Consider the following 16,782-nt stretch of genomic DNA (forward strand, 5'->3'; position numbering starts at 1 on the left):
GCGTCGGTTCCCTGGGCTGGACGGCTGCGGTACCAAACAGGCAGCGAAGCAGGCTTCACCGCTCATCGGGAGGAAGCGCGCCAACAGGAACGGGGCCATCTGCTCAAGCAAATGGGCCCGTTCCGAAATCCTCTGGAACTAAACGTTAAAGCGGAACTCCACCACGTCGCCGTCGGACATGACGTATTCCTTGCCTTCGATCCGGACCTTGCCGCGGGACTTCGCCTCGGCCATGGACCCGGCCTCCACGAGGTCGGCGAAGGAGACCACTTCAGCCTTGATGAAACCGCGCTGGAAGTCCGAGTGGATCACTCCTGCGGCCTGCGGGGCCGTGTCACCCTGGCGGATGGTCCAGGCGCGCGCTTCCTTGGGACCCGCCGTCAGGTAGGTCTGCAGCCCGAGGGTGTGGAAACCGACGCGGGCCAGCTGGTCCAGGCCGGACTCTTCCTGCCCGTTCATCTCCAGCATTTCGCGGGCTTCTTCCTCGTCCAGCTCAACGAGGTCCGCTTCGAGCTTTGCGTCGAGGAAGATGCAGTCCGCGGGGGCTACGAGGGCCCGCAGTTCGTCCTGCTTTTCCTGGCTGCCCAGGATGGCCTCGTCGGCGTTGAAGACGTAGATGAACGGCTTGGCCGTCAGGAGCCCGAGCTCCTTGAGGTGCTCCATCTCCAGCTTGTCGCTCTTGATCGAGGAGAAAATGGTGTCGCCGCGCTCGAGGACGGTCTGGGCGGCCTTGATGGCAGCCAGTTCGGCGGCCTCCCGCTTCTTGATCTTGACCTCTTTTTCGATCCGGGGAATGGCCTTCTCGATGGTCTGCAGGTCCGCGAGGATCAGCTCGGTGTTGATGGTCTCCATATCCGAGCGCGGATCAACTTTGCCGTCAACATGGATGACATCGGGGTCATCGAACACGCGCACCACCTGGGCGATGGCCTCCGCCTCGCGGATGTTGGCCAGGAACTGGTTGCCCAGCCCTTCGCCCTCGGACGCGCCCTTGACGATGCCGGCGATGTCCACGAAGGACACGGCGGCGGGCAGGACGCGCTGGGAGTTGAAGATCCCGGCAAGCTGCTGCAACCGGGGATCCGGCAGGTTCACGACGCCGACGTTCGGTTCGATGGTGGCGAACGGGTAGTTCGCCGCCAGGACCTGGTTGCGGGTCAGCGCGTTGAAGAGGGTTGATTTGCCGACGTTGGGCAGTCCGACGATGCCAATAGTAAGAGCCACGAGCACTGATTCTACCCGCAGCGCCCTGTCCGCCCGTACCGGCGGATGTCACTCCCGTTGATTGTCAGTGCCCCGTGCAACAGTGAACCCATGGATGGATTTGCCTTGATTCTTGCCCTCTTCATGCTTCTTGCCGGTGCCCTGGCCGGTGCGGCCGCCACGTACTTTGTGCTGCGGAAGAACACCAACGGCGTTGAAGCTGACTTTGACGCCGTGTCCGCCCGGCTGTCGGAGGTCAGCGCACAGTTTGCAGCGGCCGACGCCGAACGCCGGCTTTTGGCGGCACAGAACCGCGAGCTGGGTGAGGCCAGGTCGCAGGACGGCAGCGTGCTGCGCGCCCTTGCCCCGGTGGCGGAGAAGCTCACGGCAGTCCAGCAGCAGGTGGCGCTGCTGGAACGGGACCGCGTGGAACAGTACGGCCAGCTTGCCCAGCAGCTCCAGGAAGCGCGCCTCTCCGATGAACAGCTGATGCGCTCCACTCATGCGCTGGAATCGGCCCTCAGGTCCAACAGCGCAAGGGGCCAGTGGGGTGAAGTCCAACTGCGGCGGGTGGTGGAGGCTGCCGGCATGCTCCGCCACGTTGATTTCGTGGAGCAGGTCCACAGCGCGGGCGGCGACTCCGCAGTCCGTCCCGACCTTGTAGTCCAGCTTCCCGGCGAGAAGATCCTGGTGGTGGATGCCAAGGTCCCGCTGTCCGCCTACCTTGAGGCACAGGAGATGGGCGCTTCCGCGGCACACTTCATGCAGCATGCCGAGGCGCGGCAGGCACCCCAGTCGGTCTCCGACCGCCGTTCACAGCAGGCGCTCCTGGCTGCCCACGCAAAGGCGCTGAGGGCCCATGTGGATGCTCTGGGCAGCAAGAGGTACTGGGACATTCCGGGGAACTCCCCCGAACTGGTGGTCTGCTTCATCCCTGCGGAATCGATTCTTGCGGCTGCCCTTGAAGCCGACGCGTCGCTCCTGGACCACGCGCTGTCCAAGAACGTGGTCCTGGCCTCTCCGGGGACCCTGCTTGCCGTGCTGAAGTCGGTGGCGTTCACGTGGCGGCAGGACGTCCTGACCGACAATGCGCGGGAACTGTTTGACCTCGCCCGGCAACTCTACGACCGGATGGGAACCCTGGGCGAGAACGTCACCAAGCTGGGGTCATCGCTGAAGACGTCGGTCGACCGCTACAACTCCCTGGTGGGGACGCTGGAAGCCCGAGTGCTGCCCACGGCCCGCAAGCTGAACACCCTGGACGAAGCGGGCCTGGCCTCCCCGGCACCCGTGGAGGTCACACCCCGCGCGCTTTCAGCCCCCGAGCTCCAGCAGGACGAGGCTGCCGCGTAGAACGCCGGACGTCAGTCGCGCGGCCGGCGTCCGCCGAGGGCGCGGCTGACGTCGCCGGCCTCCTTCAGGGTGGCGCGGAGTTCTTTGGGCAGCGAGAACAGGAGGTCTTCCTCGGCGGTGACCACTTCTTCCACGCTTCCGTAGCCGTATTCAGCGAGCAATCGGAGCACATCCTGGACCAGCACCTCGGGAACGGAGGCCCCCGAGGTCACGCCGACGGTCGCTACGCCTTCAAACCATGCTTCGTCCACCTGGTTGGCGAAGTCCACGCGGTAGGACGCCTTGGCGCCGTATTCCAGGGCCACTTCCACAAGCCGCACGGAGTTCGAGGAGTTTGCGGACCCCACCACGATCACCAGGTCCGCCTGGGGCGAAATCTTCTTGATGGCCACCTGCCGGTTGGTGGTGGCGTAGCAGATGTCGTCGCTGGGCGGGTCCTGCAGGGTGGGAAACCGCGCCTTCAGCAGCCGGACCGTTTCCATGGTTTCGTCGACGCTGAGGGTGGTCTGTGAAAGCCAAATGACCTTTTCCGGGTCACGGACGGTGACCTTGTCCACCTCGTGGGGGCCGTTGATGATCTGGATGTGGTCGGGCGCTTCACCTGCTGTTCCTTCCACTTCCTCGTGGCCGTCGTGGCCGATCAGGAGGATGTCGAAATCGTCCTTGGCGAACCTGACGGCTTCCTTGTGCACCTTCGTCACCAGGGGGCAGGTGGCGTCGATGGTGCGCAGTCCGCGCTGGCCGGCAGACTCGACGACGGCAGGTGACACTCCGTGCGCGGAGAAGATGACCAGGGCACCTTCGGGAACCTCGTCCGTCTCGTCAACGAACACAGCACCCTTCTCTTCGAGGGAGCTGACCACATGGACGTTGTGGACGATCTGCTTGCGGACGTACACCGGGGGGCCGTAGTGCTCCAGTGCCTTTTCGACCGCGATCACGGCCCGGTCCACTCCCGCGCAGTAGCCGCGGGGGGCCGCGAGCAGCACCTTTTTGGCCCCGGTGACGGGCGCTGCAGCTGCTACTTCCTCGGGCGAGCGGCGCCTACGCGGGACGGTTGGCATCGAGAGGGAAACAGCTGTGGAGGTCATCTCTCCATGCTACCGGGTTGCCCGGGGCCGCCTTCGCGATACGGCTCCGCCCACAAGAGCCAGGACCAACAGCACCCCGCCGGCCACGGCCGTGCCCAGGGTCCAGCCCCCGAAATTCGATGCCGCAGCGGGAACGAACCCGTCACGGAACAGGTTCGCCACGTCGTTGCCCGTGTCTGTTGCAAGGGCCCTGGCCGTTCCGGCATCCGTGGCCAGCTTCCACGCACCGGCCATCAGGAGCGCACCGATGCCGGCAGCAGCCACCACTGTCCAGCGGCGGCGGCCCGCCACCAGCGCGAGGAGGAAGGCGACACCTGAACCGATGGCCAGCAGGTACCCCATGGGCGCATAGGTAGCGAGGCGTTCCACCCACTCCCGGTGTTCCGGCTGGCCGACGTTGATCAGCGTCTCCTGCGGTGCATCAATGGGAATCCCGCTGGCCCTGGAAATTTCCTCCACCCCGAGGGCCACCAGCGGCGCGACGTCGAGCGTCAGGGACGATGCCTGCCCGGCGGCGCCTGCATCACCGTCCGTGGAGGCGAAACTCAGGCGGTGGCTCTTGCGCAGCGTCTCGTCCCACGCCGCAGGATACCCGGGAAGCCCGGTCAGGGTTGTTGCCGCGTTCTCCAGGACCGGCTGCACCAGGTCGTTGAGGAACCCGGGAACGGCGCTGGTGTCGATGGTCCCGACGGCGGCCGTCGCCAGTTGCTGCCGGAATTCGGGGTCCTGCCCCATCGGTGCCGCAAGGCTCACGAAACCGTCTTCGCCGACGATGTTGCGGTCCAGCCAGATGGCAGGAACCGCCACGGCGGCCAGGAGGATGCCCAGCACGGTAGCCAGGGCGGAAACGAAAGTGCGCACAGCACGTCCTTCAGGTTGATGGCGGTAACCCCATCCTAGGCAGGTAACCTGACCGGGCTCTGTCAGTCCCGCGTGCTATTGCTTATGGATAAGGTTGAAGAACCGGTACCCAGCTTTCTTCAAACGCAGCTTTTCCAGACAGCCTGATTGTCACAGCCACCAAAGGACCCCATGCCCGCAGTTCCAGTCCCGCAGGGGCACACGCATGTCTGAGCAGCCTTCCCTGCCGGACACCGCGCCGACCACCCTGCCGGCTACGGCCGCTGAAACCACGCCGGAGAACCCGTGGCCCCTGCAGTTGCTCTCGCAGAAGCTGAAAGTCCACATCGACCGCACGCCGTCTGCCTGGGTGGAGGGCCAGGTCATCGAGATGAACCGCCGGGGAGGCAACGCCTACCTGACCCTGCGCGACGTCGATGCCGAGGTGTCGCTGCCGGCGTCTGTGTGGACCAAGGTCCTGGAACGCAAGAATCTTCCCTTGGAGCGCGGATCACGGGTGGTGGCCCTGCTCAAACCCGAGTTTTGGCTGAAGACCGGCCGGCTGAACATGCAGGTCCGGGATATCCGCCCCGTCGGCCTTGGGGACCTGCTCGCGCGCATCGAACGGCTCCGCCAGGCCCTCGCAGCTGAAGGCCTGTTCGCTGATTCGAGGAAGAAACCCCTCCCCCTCCTTCCCCACCGCATCGGCCTCATTACCGGCCGGGACTCGGACGCCAAGAAGGATGTCGTGCGCAACGCCGCCCTGCGCTGGCCCGCCGTCGAATTTGAGATCCGCGAAGTGGCAGTCCAGGGCAACAGCGCCGTCTCGCAGGTAGTGCGCGCCCTCCGGGAACTGGACGGACTCCCGGAAGTCGACGTCATTGTCATCGCCCGGGGCGGCGGGGCACTGGAGGACCTGCTCCCGTTCAACAGCGAAGAGCTGGTGCGGGCGGTGGCGGCGGCAGCCACGCCGGTAGTCAGCGCCATCGGGCATGAAGCCGACCGGCCGCTGCTCGACGACGTTGCCGACCTCCGCGCGTCCACTCCCACCGATGCAGCGAAGCGGATCGTTCCGGAGGTCTCCGAGGAACTGGCCGGTGTCCGGCAGGCCCGGGAACAGCTGCGCCGCTGCATTGAACGGCTGGTGGACCGGGAATCGGACCGGCTGGCCTCCCTCCATTCCCGTCCCGTCCTGGCGTCGCCGGAAGGCCTGGTCACTGTCCGCAGCGAGGAAATCGAACGGCTGCTTCGGCGTTCGTCAACGGCCGTGAACTCCACGGTGGTCCGTGCCGGTGACCGGCTGGAGCATCTCAGGACCCAGGTACGTGCCCTGTCCCCCCAGAAAACGCTGGACCGAGGGTACGCGGTGGTGGAGCTCGCCGGGCCGCACGCGGCGTCGTCTGGCTCCGGCCACGCAGTGGTGCGGCGCCCGGCCGATGCCCCCGCAGGGCAGCCCCTGGCCATCCGCGTCGCCGAAGGCCGCTTCGGCGCCACGTCCACCGGCAGCGGCAGCAGCAGCGGCAGCCCTGGGGAAAAACCAGAAACACCTGACCAGCACCATCCGGAAACGGGAGAAACAACATGACCGAGCAGACGCCGGATAACGGCACCGCCGCATTGAGCTACGAGGAAGCACGCGAACAGCTCATCGCCGTCGTAGGCCGCCTTGAGGCAGGGGGCGCCAGCCTCGAGGAGTCCCTGGCCCTGTGGGAACGCGGCGAGGCCCTGGCGGCGCGCTGCGAGGAATGGCTGGAGGGCGCCCGCAAACGGCTCGCCGCCGCCCGGGACCAACCGCTCTGATCCACCCCCGTATTACGGCAACCCTTCCGCGACCGCCGGCGCGACACCCCGGCGTGGCCGGCCGGTCAGGAGCGGGCTACCAGTTCCCGTTCCACCTCAACGTCGAACGCCGCTTTAGGCCACTCCAGGCGGAAATCTGACAACGCGGACATCACCAGCTGTTGCACGGCGATCCGCGCGTACCACTTCTTGTTGGCCGGAACCACGTACCAGGGGGCCGCGGCAGTGCTGGTCTCGTTAAAGGCCGCCTGGTAGGCCGCCATGTAGTCCTCCCAGAAGGCCCGTTCCTTCAGGTCGCCGCTGCTGTACTTCCAGTGCTTGGCGGGATTGTCCAGGCGGGCCAGCAACCGGGATTTCTGCTCGTCCTTGCTGATGTTGAGCATCACTTTGACGATCCTGGTGCCTGCGTCCGCCTGCCGTGCCTCAAATTCATTGATGGCCCGGTAGCGGCGGGTGATTTCGTCCGGTGTGGCCCAGTTGTGGACCCGGTGGATGAGGACGTCCTCATAATGGGAACGGTCAAAGATACCCACCATGCCCGCGGCCGGCACCTCTTTCTCGATGCGCCACAGGAAATCGTAGGACTTCTCCAGCTCCGAGGGAGCTTTGAATGCCTTGAACTGGACACCTTGGGGATCCATGGTGGCCATGACGTGGTTGACGATCCCGCCTTTGCCTGCGGTGTCCATGGCCTGCAGGACCAGGAGGATCCGCTTCTTCCCGCCGAACCGAGACTCCGCGAACAGCTTCTCCTGCAATTCGGTAAGTTTGCCGTCGAGGTCGGCCAACAAAGCTTCGCCGTCAGCCTTGCTGCCGCTGTATCCCGGAGTGGCCTCCGGATCCACCGCCGCCAGCGAGAAGCCCTTCCCGACGCGGAGGGTATCAGAGGGATGCTGGTCGAATCCGACAATGCTGGCCACGAGGGTCCTTCCGCAGGAGGGTCACGGACGCGGCGCGCCCGTGACCACAGGCTAGTTCCCCTGGTACCTGCTGAGGAAGTCCCCCATCCGGCCGACAGCTTCTTCGATGTCCTTGACGTTGGGCAGGGTGACCATCCGGAAGTGGTCCGGGCGCACCCAGTTGAAGGCGCGTCCATGCGACACCAGGATCTTCTGCTCGCGCAGGAGGTCCAGGACAAACTTCTCGTCGTCGCGGATGTGGTAGACCTCGGGGTCCAACCGCGGGAACAGGTACAGGGCCCCCTTGGCCTGCTGGGTGCTGACACCGGGAATGGCGTTGAGCATCTCATAGGCCTTGTTGCGCTGTTCGAGCAGCCGACCGCCGGGAAGGATGAGGTCGTTGATGCTCTGGTAACCGCCCAGGGCCGTCTGGATGGCGTGCTGGGCGGGAACATTGGCGCACAGGCGCATGTTGGCCAGCAGGCTGATGCCCTCGAGGTAGTCCGCGGCGTCCTTCCTCGGCCCGGAGATCGCCATCCAGCCTGCCCGGTACCCGCACACCCGGTAGGCCTTGGACAGTCCGCTGAATGTCAGGCAGAGGACGTCGTCGCCGGTCAGTCCGGCCATGTTCACGTGGACGGCGTCCTCGTAGAGGATCTTTTCGTAGATCTCGTCCGCGAAGAGCACCAGGCCGTGTTTTTCGGCCAGGGCAACGATCCGCTTCAGCGTCTCTTCCGGGTAGACGGCACCGGTGGGGTTGTTGGGGTTGATCACCACGATGCCCTTGGTGCGGGGCGTGATCTTGGCTTCCATGTCCTCAAGGTCGGGCTGCCAGCCGGATTCCTCGTCGCAGAGGTAGTGCACGGGCTTTCCGCCGGCAAGGGCAACGGACGCTGTCCACAGCGGGTAGTCCGGGGTGGGGATGAGCACTTCATCGCCGGAATCCAGGAGGGCCATCAGCGACATGGTGATCAGTTCGCTGACGCCGTTTCCCAGGTAGATGTCATCCACGTGGATGTTCTGGATCCCGCGGGTCTGGTAGTACTGCGAGACGGCGGTGCGCGCCGAGAAGATGCCGCGGGAATCGCTGTAGCCCTGGGCGTGCGGGAGGTGGCGGATCATGTCCACCAGGATGGCGTCCGGGGCCTCGAAGCCGAACGGGGCGGGATTGCCAATGTTCAGCTTGAGGATGCGGTGGCCTTCCGCTTCCATTTGCTGGGCGGCCTGCAGGATGGGTCCACGGATGTCGTAAAGGACGTTGTTGAGCTTCGTGGACTGCCTGAATTCTGCCATTCCTCAAATATGCCACAGGAAGGATGGACAGCCGCTGAGACCTCGCCCACATACGGACGACGGCGGCTGCCGGACTTTGGAAGTCCGGCAGCCGCCGTCGTCATGGCAAATCTAGCCCCGAGGGGCGCGGGACTACTTGACGATGCCCTTGTCCTTCAGCCAGGCGGCCGCAGCGTCCTTGGCGTTTTGCTTCTGGCTGCCGCTGACTGCGCGGTTGAGGTTGATGAGGTCATCGGTGGTCAGGATGCGGGAGACAGAGTTCAACGCTTCCTTGGCCTTGTCCGTCATGTTCTTTTCGTTGTACAGCGGCACTACCTGCTGGGCGATGAAGTTGTTCTTCGGATCCTCCAGCACCACCAGGTCGTTGTCCGCGATGGACGGGGTGGTGGTGTAGATATCCGCCACCTGGACCTGGTCTTCGAGGAGCGCCTTCAGGGTCACGGGGCCGCCGCCGTCGCTGAAGGGTTCCAGCTTCTTGGGCTCGCAGTTGTAGTTCTTCTTAAGCCCGGGCAGCCCGTAGGCGCGTTCTGCGAACGTTGCCGGCGCACCCACCACAATCTCGCTGCAGACCTTGGCGAGGTCCTCGATGGACTTGAGCTGGTACTTCTCGGCGGTGGCCTTGGTGACCACCATGGCGTCCTTGTCCTCAGCCTTGGACGCGTCGGCTACGGCGAGGCCGTCGGCCAGCTTGTCCGGCAGGGCCTTGTAGATGTCGTCGGCGGAGACCTGTGTGGCTGCCTTGTCCACGTACAGCAGCAGGTTGCCGGTGTAGTCCGGAACCACGTCAACGGAACCGTCCTGGACGGCCTTGAAGTAGACCTCGCGTGAACCGATGTTGGGTTTGGTGGTGGCGGTCACGCCGGCAGCGTTGAGCGCCCCGGCGTACAGTTCCGCGATGATCTGGCTCTCGGGGAAGTCGGCCGAGCCCACCGTCAGGGACGTCGCACCGCCGGAGGACCCGGCGTTGCTGGACGGGGCGTTGCTGAGCGGGTCGGAGGATCCGCCGCAGCCGGACAGCACAACGGCAAGGCCAAGCCCCGCCGCGAGGCCGCCGAAGCTCCTCCGGCCCAGGTTGAGTGGACGGTTTTCTTTCATGACTTACCTCCTTGTAGGACAGTCTCCGCAGGGACGGGGTCTGTACGATCTGCCGCGGCCTGCTGGCTGCGGCGTGGCTTGTGTGAGGCCCCGGTGGTGAGGAAGAGCCTTTGGAACAGGGCGAGGACAAGGTCGACGGCGATGGCCAGCGCCGCGATGAGCAGCGAGCCTCCCAGCATCTGGGGGAAGTCGCTGAGGACCAGTCCGTCGAAGAGGTACCGTCCCAGGCCGCCCAGGTTGATGTAGGCAACCACGGAGACGGTGGCCACCACCTGCAGCACGCCCGTGCGGAACCCTCCGAACATGACGGTCAGGGCGTTCGGGAGCTCGGCCCGGAACAGGACCTGCAGTTCCGTCATGCCCATGGCGCGGGCGGCATCCACGACGTTGCGGTCCACGCTGGAGATTCCGGCATAGGTTCCGGCCAGGAGTGGCGGAACGGTAAGGATCACCAGTGCCCAGACCGGCGGCATGAGGCCGATGCCGGCGAGCAGCACGAACAGCGTCAGGAGGCCCAGCGTGGGCAGGGCCCTCAGCGCGCCCGCCAGGGCCACCACCGCCACCCGCCCTTTTCCGGTGTGGCCCACGAACAGGCCGATGGGGACGGCAATGGCCGTGGCGATCAGCATCACCAGCCCTGTGTACTGCAGGTGCTCGGCCAGCCGGACGGGGATCCCCATGCTTCCGGACCAGTGCAGGGGGTCCGCGAGCCAGGCGAAGGTATCGGTGAAGACGTTGCTCATGCGTTGCCCCCTCCGGCCTGCGGCTGGGACAGGCGCCGCGCGGCATCGGCCGGTTCATCGGCAGCATCCGCGTCCAGTCCCGGCCGGGAGTGCCTTCCGGCCCGTACCCAGGGTGTGAGGATTCTTTCAAGAAGAACCAGGACGGCATCCATCAGCAGCGCCAGCACCAGGATGGCGACGATGCCCACCACGATCTCGGTAACGAAGTCACGTTGCAGGCCGGAAGTGAAAAGCATGCCCAGGTTTCCGATGCCCAGCAGCGCTGCAACGCTGACCAGCGAGATGTTGCTGACGGACACCACGCGCAAGCCGGCAAACATGACGGGCAGGGACAGCGGCAGGTCCACCTGGAGGAACCTCGCGAGCGGCCGGTATCCCATGGCGACGGCGGCCTGGCTCACTTCCTGGTCAACGGAATCGAAGGCGTCCAGCGCGGCCCGCACGAGCAGTGCCACCGCGTAGATGGTCAGGGCAACCACCACATTCAGGGGGTCCAGGACGCGGGTGCCCAGGATGGTGGGGAGGATGATGAAGAGTGCCAGCGACGGAATGGTGTACAGCAGGGAGCTGGACGTCAGCACCACGGACCGCAGTGCCCCGTTCCTGCGCGCGAGCTGCGCCAGCGGGATGGACAGCACCAGCCCCAGCACCATGGGCACAAGGGCGAGGACCAGGTGTTGTCCCGCCCTTTCGAAGACCATGCCGCTGTTCGACAGGAACCATTCCATCAGAGCGCTGCCTGCCTGACCTGGCGGGCCTCTTCGATCAGGGCCAGGACTTCACCGCCCCGGACGGCACCGAGCACCTTGCCGGCGGCGTCCACGGCCACGCCCAGGCCCGACGGCGAGGACAGGGCCGAGTCCAGGGCACGGCGCAGGCTCTCCCCCGGCCGGAACAGCGACCCGCCGGGAATGAGGCCGGTGTCGTTGCCGGGCACCGCCCAACCGAGGGGGTGCATGTCCGCGTCCACCACCAGCTGCCAGCCGCCGGCGGCCCCGGGATCGGACTCGTTGCCGGCCGCCCCCCGGATGATCGTGGGCACCGGATGGAGGGTGACGCCGTCGGACGGGGTGAACCCGAGGTGGCGGAACCCGCGGTCCCTGCCCACGAAGGAGGCGACGAAGTCGTTGGCCGGTGCCCGGAGGATCTCCTCCGGTGTGGCGTACTGCGCCAGTTTCCCGCCGACAGCGAAGACGGCAACCATGTCCCCCAGCACTGTGGCCTCGTCGATGTCGTGGGTGACGAAGACGATGGTCTTGGCCAGGTCCTTCTGGAGGCGGAGGAGTTCCTGCTGCAGCTCTTCCCGGACCACGGGGTCCACGGCGCTGAACGGTTCGTCCATGAGCAGGACCGGCGGGTCGGCCGCCAGGGCGCGCGCCACCCCCACACGCTGCTGCTGGCCGCCGGACAGCTGGGCGGGGTACCTCTTCCCGAGGGGCCGGGCCAGGCCCACGACGTCGAGAAGTTCTTCGGCGCGCTTGCGGGCGTCGGCCTTCGAGACGCCGTTCAGCCGCGGAACGGTGGCGATGTTGTCCAGCACCGAACGGTGCGGCAGCAACCCCGCGGACTGCATGACATAGCCCATGGAACGCCGCAGTTCGGCGGCAGGCGCCGAAGTGACGTCCTTGCCGTCCACCGTGATCACTCCGGAGGTGGGCTCCACCATCCGGTTGATCATGCGCAGCGACGTGGTCTTTCCGCAGCCGGATGGTCCCACGAAGACCGTGATGGAGCCTTTGCGGATGGACATGGTCAAGCCGTCCACGGCAGCCTGTCCGCCCTGGTACTCCTTGGTCACGTTCTGGAATTCGATCATCGATGTGTCCATGGTGCGGACTTACCTGTTCTGCTCGGATGCCACTGAAAGCGACGTGACATGGTCATCGGCACGCTGATAGTTACGGTAGCCCAAGCCGGCCCGGCGCACAGCAGTTTGCGGCACGGATCCGGACAAAGGAATCCCTACTGTGACCATTCGCAGCCGGGTACGGTTCGGATGGGACACCGCTGCCGCACTGCAGCACGCCACGGCCCTAAAGTGGGAGGGTGACCAACTTGGAAGTATCGCCGCAGCAGGAAGTCTGTCCCCCGGCCGCCGCAGAGGGTCCGTCCGGCCCGTGCCTGCAGCTGTGGCCTGAACGCGAAGTGCCGCTCGGCGGGGTGCGCGCCATGAACGTCCGGCGGACCCTCCCCCAACGCGGCCTGCCCACCATCGGCGCATGGTGCTTCCTGGACAGCTTCGGCCCGGACCGGACGGCGATGTCCGTCCTGCCGCACCCGCACATCGGGCTGCAAACGGTGACCTGGCCGCTCGCCGGGAACATCCGGCACCGCGACAGCGTGGGCAGCGACGTGGTGGTGCGGCCCGGTGAACTGAACATCATGACGGCGGGCCACGGCGTCTCCCACTCGGAGTTCGCGGTCCTGCCGCAGGACGGCGTCCTGCCTGTGCAGCGCGGCCTCCAGTTGTGGGTGGCGCTTCCTGACGCCGACCGGCACTGCGCGCCGGCGTTTGAACAGCACCGGGAGTTGCCGCGGGCCACCGGTGCCGGTTTCACCGCCACCGTCATGGTGGGAACGTTCGACGGCGTGGCCTCGCCTGCCACGATGTTCTCACCCATTGTTGGGGCTGACGTCTCCTGCGACGGCGATGCCGTCCTGCCGCTGGATCCGGAATTTGAACACGGCATCCTGGTGCTCGACGGCGGGCTGCGCCTGGATGGGCAGGAGCTTCCGCCGGGGCCGCTCGGGTACCTGGGGACGGGCCGAAAGGAGCTTCGGCTGCAGGCAGATCCCGGCACCAGGTTCCTGCTCATCGGCGGGGAGCCTTTCCGGGAGGAACTGCTGATGTGGTGGAACTTCGTGGGCCGCACCCATGATGAGGTGGAGCAGGCCCGCGGGGACTGGGAAGCGCAGGCGGGCCTGGGCGGGGCCGAGGCGGCAGCCGCACGCTACGGGCTGGTTCCCGGCCATGGCCCGGACGCCGGCGCTGAAGCCGGACGGATACCGGCCCCGCCGCTTCCAGGCGTCCGGCTCACACCCCGCAAGCGGACCGTCCGGGACTGACGCCGGGCCGCCCTGCCCGGCAGGCGGGCTCGGCCACCAGTTGGAGCACCCCGAAGACGGGTTCCTGGTCCAGCACCCTGACGTCGGCCGCGCCGCCCTCAGCAAGGTGGCGCCGGAAAGCCTCCTGGAGGGGAACCACGTTCATGCCCAGGCCGCTTCCGAGGATGACCGGACCGTTGATTCCCAGCTGGCGCAGGACCTGGAGGGCCAGGCCTGCAAGGTCCTTGCCGGCCTGGTCGAGCATGTCCCGGCTTTCCTGGTGCCCACGGGCGGCTGCCTCAACAACGTGCCGTGCCTGCTGGGCCCAGAACCTGCGGCCGGTGTCCGGTGAGTGGAACAGGGCAATGAGCCGGTTGGGGTGGTCCACTCCGCATGACTCCAGCAGCGCTGCCGTGAGTGGATCGACAGCCAGTCCCTGGTCCATCCTGCGGAGGCTGTGGCGGACCGCTTCCCGGCCCAGCCAGTATCCGCTGCCTTCGTCACCGAGCAAGTAACCCCACCCTCCGGCCCGGGCCTCGTCGCCGTCGGCGTTCTTTCCCCAAGCCGCCGAGCCGGTGCCGGCGATGACAGCCACGCCGGTACGGGCGCGTCCGGCTGCCAGCAGCAGGCGGGAGTCGTGCACCACCGTGACCACGGCGCCGGGAACGTGCGGCCGGATCAGGGCGGCGAGGGCTTCGGCGTCCTCGGCGGTATCGATGCCGCCGGATCCGGCGTAGACGCGGGACACGGGCCCCTCACCGATCCGTGCGAACAGCTCGGCAATGTTGCGTGCGGCCTCGTCGCGGCTGACGTTCTGGACGTTGGAGCTTCCCACTGACTCGTCAGCCGCCGGAATCCCGTCTTCGAACCGGATTCCGCGGGTCTTGGTGCCGCCGATGTCGAGGCCGATGATGATGCCGGCCAATGGGCCGGCGCCGGGCGCAGCGGAGTTCTGGAGGGGAACGGCAGGGGGTTGTTCGCTGTTTTGCACGTCACAAGACTACTGTCCGGAGCGGCCAGCGGGGCTGCTGCGGCATGCCGGAATGTCACTGCCGGTGTCAGTGCTCCGTGCGGTGCCTGACCAGGCCGGCCAGCAGCCGGGGACCTTCGGTCACCACCATCTCCCGGAACAGGCGCACGGACGCAGGTTCGGCGCCGGCCTTGGCCCGGCGCCAGGACAGGCCCACTTCGCGAACGGCGAGCGCCGAGCTTAGTGGCACCTCCACCCACCCGAGGTTGCCGGTTTCGGGGCTCACCGTGCTGCCGGGTGCGTCACCGCCTGGCGGCAGGATGCTGACACCGAGCCCGGCCGAGACGAGCCCTCGGACCGTGTGGGAATCCTGGCTTTCGAAGGCTATCCGGGGCCGGTAGCCGGCCTCTTTGAACAGCGCGTCAGTCAGGGACCGCAGCCCGTATCCGGCGCCGAGGGCCACGAATGGTTCCGTCCTGATGTCGGCAAGGTCCGCCGTCGGCCTTCCCGCGAGGCGGTGGGCATGGTGCACCACGAGGCGCAGCGGCTCCCGGTAGAGCGGCGCCGATTCCAGGTGGCGGCCGGCAGGTGCTGCCGGGGCGGTGAGGGCGAGGTCTGACTCGCCGGATGCCAGCTCTTCGAGGCAGGCGTTCCGGGCACCCTGGCTCAGCGTAAAGGCCGCTCCAGGGTGCCTGCTGCGGAAGGCGCTGATGAGCAGGGGCAGTGTCCCTTCGCCGAAGGTGTGCTGGAACGACACCGCGATCCTTCCCCGAGCCACATCCGATTCATTGCGCACCACGTCCAGGCCCGCCCGGAACTCCTCCAGGGCGTTTTCGATGTAGGGCAGGAGGGTCCGCGCGGCGGGGGTCAGGCGGACTCCCCTTCCGTCGCGGACCAGGAGTTCGGTTCCGACGACGGCGCTCGCCCGGGCGATGGCGCGGCTCACCGTGGACTGGGGTACTCCCAGGACTTCCGCTGTCCCGGTGATGTGCTCCGTGCGGCCCAGCTCGGACAGCACGGGGAGCAGCGGAAGCAGCTGAACGAGTTGTTTCCGGTCCGGTTCCATCAGCCCTTTCCTCACTCAAACCATCCGTGATGGCTATGAGTCTGACACGAACTATGCATTGGAAGCATCTGTTGGCCCGGGACTACGCTTACCCCATGCCACCAGACACCAGCCTTGCAGGCACCCACGCCTCGCCGCCGCGCTGGACCGGGCATGCGAAGGGATCCGCCGCCTACGCGAGGATCCTCGCCGGCCTGTCCTTTGCAGGTGTTGCCACCTTCGCCCAGCTCTACTCCACGCAGGCGGTGCTGCCCCTGCTTGCCTCCGACCTGCAGATCAGCGCAGCCGAAGCCGCACTGACCATCTCGCTGGCCACCGTGGGACTTGCCGCGACTGTCATCCCCTGGTCTTTCCTCGCCGACAGGATCGGCAGGGTCCGTGCCATGACGTGGGGAATCAGCATGGCCACCGTCCTGGGCCTCATGGTTCCCTTGGCCGGCAGTTTCCAGCTCCTGCTGGCCCTGCGCCTGCTGGAAGGGATGGCGCTGGGCGGAATCCCGGCCATTGCCATCGCGTACCTGAACGAAGAAGTGACAAAGGTGCACGCCGCCGTCGCTGCCGGCAGCTACGTGGCAGGCACCACCCTTGGCGGCCTGGCCGGGAGGCTGGTGGCCGGACCGGCCGGGGAACTGTGGGGCTGGCGCGCAGCTGCCCTGGCGGTGTCCGTCCTGGCCACGCTGGCAGCTGTTGCCTTCCTGCTGCTGGTCCCCAAGGCGCGGGGTTTCGTGGCATCCGGGGGCACCGGCCTGCGCGGGGCTTTCAGGACGCTTGCCGGGCATGTGCGCCATGGCCGCCTGCTGGCGCTCTACCTCCAGGCCTTCCTCATGATGGGCGGCTTCGTGGCTGTCTACAACTACCTGGGGTTCCGGCTGTCCGGCGAGCCGTTCACCCTGCCCGCGACCCTGATCAGCCTCATTTTCCTTGCCTACTTGTCCGGGACCGTCACCTCCCGCTGGGCTGCCGGCCTGACCATGCGCTTCGGCCGCCGGTCCGTCCTCCTGGCCGGCCTGGCGCTGTCCGTCGGCGGGCTTGCCCTGACACTGACGCAGTCCCTGGCACTGATCCTCGCCGGCCTGGTGGTCTTCACCGGCGGCTTCTTTGCCGCCCACAGCATCGGGGCCGGGTGGACGGGAGCCATTGCCACGTCCGGCCGGGCCCAGGCGGCATCGCTGTACAACCTGGCCTACTACCTGGGCTCCAGCGTGCTCGGCTGGGCGGGCGGGCTGCTGTTCCAATCCCTGGGCTGGAACGCCCTGGCAGCAGCCGTCATGCTGCTGGCCTGCCTCACGGGGGCGATTGTCGCCGTCGTCCATCCCTCGCGCGAGCCCGCGGCGGCCTGAACGCGCCCCCGTGACTACCTGCGCAACGAATTAAGTCCTTCGCA

Annotated in this window: 16 protein-coding genes; 5 read left to right on the top strand and 11 right to left on the bottom strand. The window is 66.8% G+C overall.

Annotated features, from left to right (window positions below):
• Positions 1–138 precede the first annotated feature (138 nt).
• Entirely contained in the window at positions 139–1,224 is a 1,086-nt protein-coding gene (gene ychF / locus AC1DBN_RS04435; RefSeq protein WP_477722630.1) for a redox-regulated ATPase YchF, read from the bottom strand.
• Positions 1,225–1,314: 90 nt separating this feature from the next.
• On the opposite strand from ychF, the gene AC1DBN_RS04440 reads away from it, so the two are divergent.
• A complete protein-coding gene (locus AC1DBN_RS04440) occupies positions 1,315–2,556 on the top strand; it encodes a DNA recombination protein RmuC (protein WP_477722631.1) in 1,242 nt (413 codons plus the stop codon).
• Between the two features lie 11 nt (positions 2,557–2,567).
• Here AC1DBN_RS04440 and AC1DBN_RS04445 read toward each other — a convergent pair whose 3' ends face one another.
• Both AC1DBN_RS04445 and AC1DBN_RS04450 read right to left on the bottom strand, forming a co-directional pair.
• A complete protein-coding gene (locus AC1DBN_RS04445; protein WP_314216747.1) occupies positions 2,568–3,647 on the bottom strand; it encodes a 4-hydroxy-3-methylbut-2-enyl diphosphate reductase in 1,080 nt (359 codons plus the stop codon).
• 9 nt (positions 3,648–3,656) lie between these two features.
• Complete coding sequence (locus AC1DBN_RS04450; protein ID WP_477722632.1) at positions 3,657–4,508, bottom strand: hypothetical protein; 852 nt, start codon at positions 4,506–4,508, stop codon at positions 3,657–3,659.
• Between the two features lie 205 nt (positions 4,509–4,713).
• On the opposite strand from AC1DBN_RS04450, the gene xseA reads away from it, so the two are divergent.
• Both xseA and AC1DBN_RS04460 read left to right on the top strand, forming a co-directional pair.
• Positions 4,714–6,072 carry an exodeoxyribonuclease VII large subunit gene (gene xseA / locus AC1DBN_RS04455; protein ID WP_314216749.1) on the top strand — a complete coding sequence of 453 codons (1,359 nt, stop codon included), beginning with the start codon at positions 4,714–4,716 and terminating at the stop codon, positions 6,070–6,072.
• On the top strand, positions 6,069–6,287 hold the full coding sequence (locus AC1DBN_RS04460; protein ID WP_015937726.1) for an exodeoxyribonuclease VII small subunit: 219 nt from the start codon (positions 6,069–6,071) through the stop codon (positions 6,285–6,287). Before xseA ends, AC1DBN_RS04460 begins: the two co-directional genes overlap by 4 nt.
• A gap of 65 nt (positions 6,288–6,352) precedes the next feature.
• On the opposite strand, the gene AC1DBN_RS04465 is transcribed toward AC1DBN_RS04460, so the two are convergent.
• The 6 genes from AC1DBN_RS04465 to AC1DBN_RS04490 all read right to left on the bottom strand — a co-directional run bounded on the left by AC1DBN_RS04465 (position 6,353) and on the right by AC1DBN_RS04490 (position 12,145).
• Positions 6,353–7,207 carry a polyphosphate kinase 2 family protein gene (locus AC1DBN_RS04465; RefSeq protein ID WP_314216750.1) on the bottom strand — a complete coding sequence of 285 codons (855 nt, stop codon included), beginning with the start codon at positions 7,205–7,207 and terminating at the stop codon, positions 6,353–6,355.
• A 51-nt stretch (positions 7,208–7,258) separates the two neighbouring features.
• Entirely contained in the window at positions 7,259–8,479 is a 1,221-nt protein-coding gene (locus tag AC1DBN_RS04470; RefSeq protein ID WP_477722633.1) for a pyridoxal phosphate-dependent aminotransferase, read from the bottom strand.
• 132 nt (positions 8,480–8,611) lie between these two features.
• Positions 8,612–9,574, bottom strand: a complete 963-nt coding sequence (locus AC1DBN_RS04475) for an ABC transporter substrate-binding protein (protein WP_091721726.1) — start codon at positions 9,572–9,574, stop codon at positions 8,612–8,614.
• Positions 9,571–10,317, bottom strand: a complete 747-nt coding sequence (locus tag AC1DBN_RS04480; RefSeq protein WP_091721729.1) for an ABC transporter permease — start codon at positions 10,315–10,317, stop codon at positions 9,571–9,573. The genes AC1DBN_RS04475 and AC1DBN_RS04480 overlap by 4 nt, the downstream gene beginning before the upstream one ends.
• Entirely contained in the window at positions 10,314–11,045 is a 732-nt protein-coding gene (locus AC1DBN_RS04485; RefSeq protein ID WP_477722634.1) for an ABC transporter permease, read from the bottom strand. The genes AC1DBN_RS04480 and AC1DBN_RS04485 overlap by 4 nt, the downstream gene beginning before the upstream one ends.
• Positions 11,045–12,145 carry an ABC transporter ATP-binding protein gene (locus AC1DBN_RS04490; protein ID WP_091721735.1) on the bottom strand — a complete coding sequence of 367 codons (1,101 nt, stop codon included), beginning with the start codon at positions 12,143–12,145 and terminating at the stop codon, positions 11,045–11,047. Before AC1DBN_RS04490 ends, AC1DBN_RS04485 begins: the two co-directional genes overlap by 1 nt.
• Before the next feature lie 218 nt (positions 12,146–12,363).
• Here AC1DBN_RS04490 and AC1DBN_RS04495 point away from each other — a divergent pair, with 218 nt between their 5' ends.
• Complete coding sequence (locus AC1DBN_RS04495) at positions 12,364–13,383, top strand: pirin family protein (protein ID WP_477722635.1); 1,020 nt, start codon at positions 12,364–12,366, stop codon at positions 13,381–13,383.
• Here the strand turns inward: AC1DBN_RS04495 and AC1DBN_RS04500 are convergent.
• Together AC1DBN_RS04500 and AC1DBN_RS04505 are read right to left on the bottom strand one after the other, a co-directional pair.
• The gene (locus AC1DBN_RS04500) at positions 13,352–14,353 is read right to left on the bottom strand and encodes an N-acetylglucosamine kinase (RefSeq protein ID WP_477722636.1); all 1,002 of its coding nucleotides are present in this window, start codon (positions 14,351–14,353) and stop codon (positions 13,352–13,354) included. The genes AC1DBN_RS04495 and AC1DBN_RS04500 overlap by 32 nt on opposite strands.
• A gap of 67 nt (positions 14,354–14,420) precedes the next feature.
• A complete protein-coding gene (locus AC1DBN_RS04505) occupies positions 14,421–15,398 on the bottom strand; it encodes a LysR family transcriptional regulator (protein ID WP_477722637.1) in 978 nt (325 codons plus the stop codon).
• Positions 15,399–15,493: 95 nt separating this feature from the next.
• On the opposite strand from AC1DBN_RS04505, the gene AC1DBN_RS04510 reads away from it, so the two are divergent.
• Positions 15,494–16,738, top strand: coding sequence for an MFS transporter (locus tag AC1DBN_RS04510; RefSeq protein WP_477722638.1), 1,245 nt, complete (start codon positions 15,494–15,496; stop codon positions 16,736–16,738).
• Positions 16,739–16,782 lie beyond the last annotated feature (44 nt).

The organism is Pseudarthrobacter sp. 10T415, assembly GCF_056394175.1.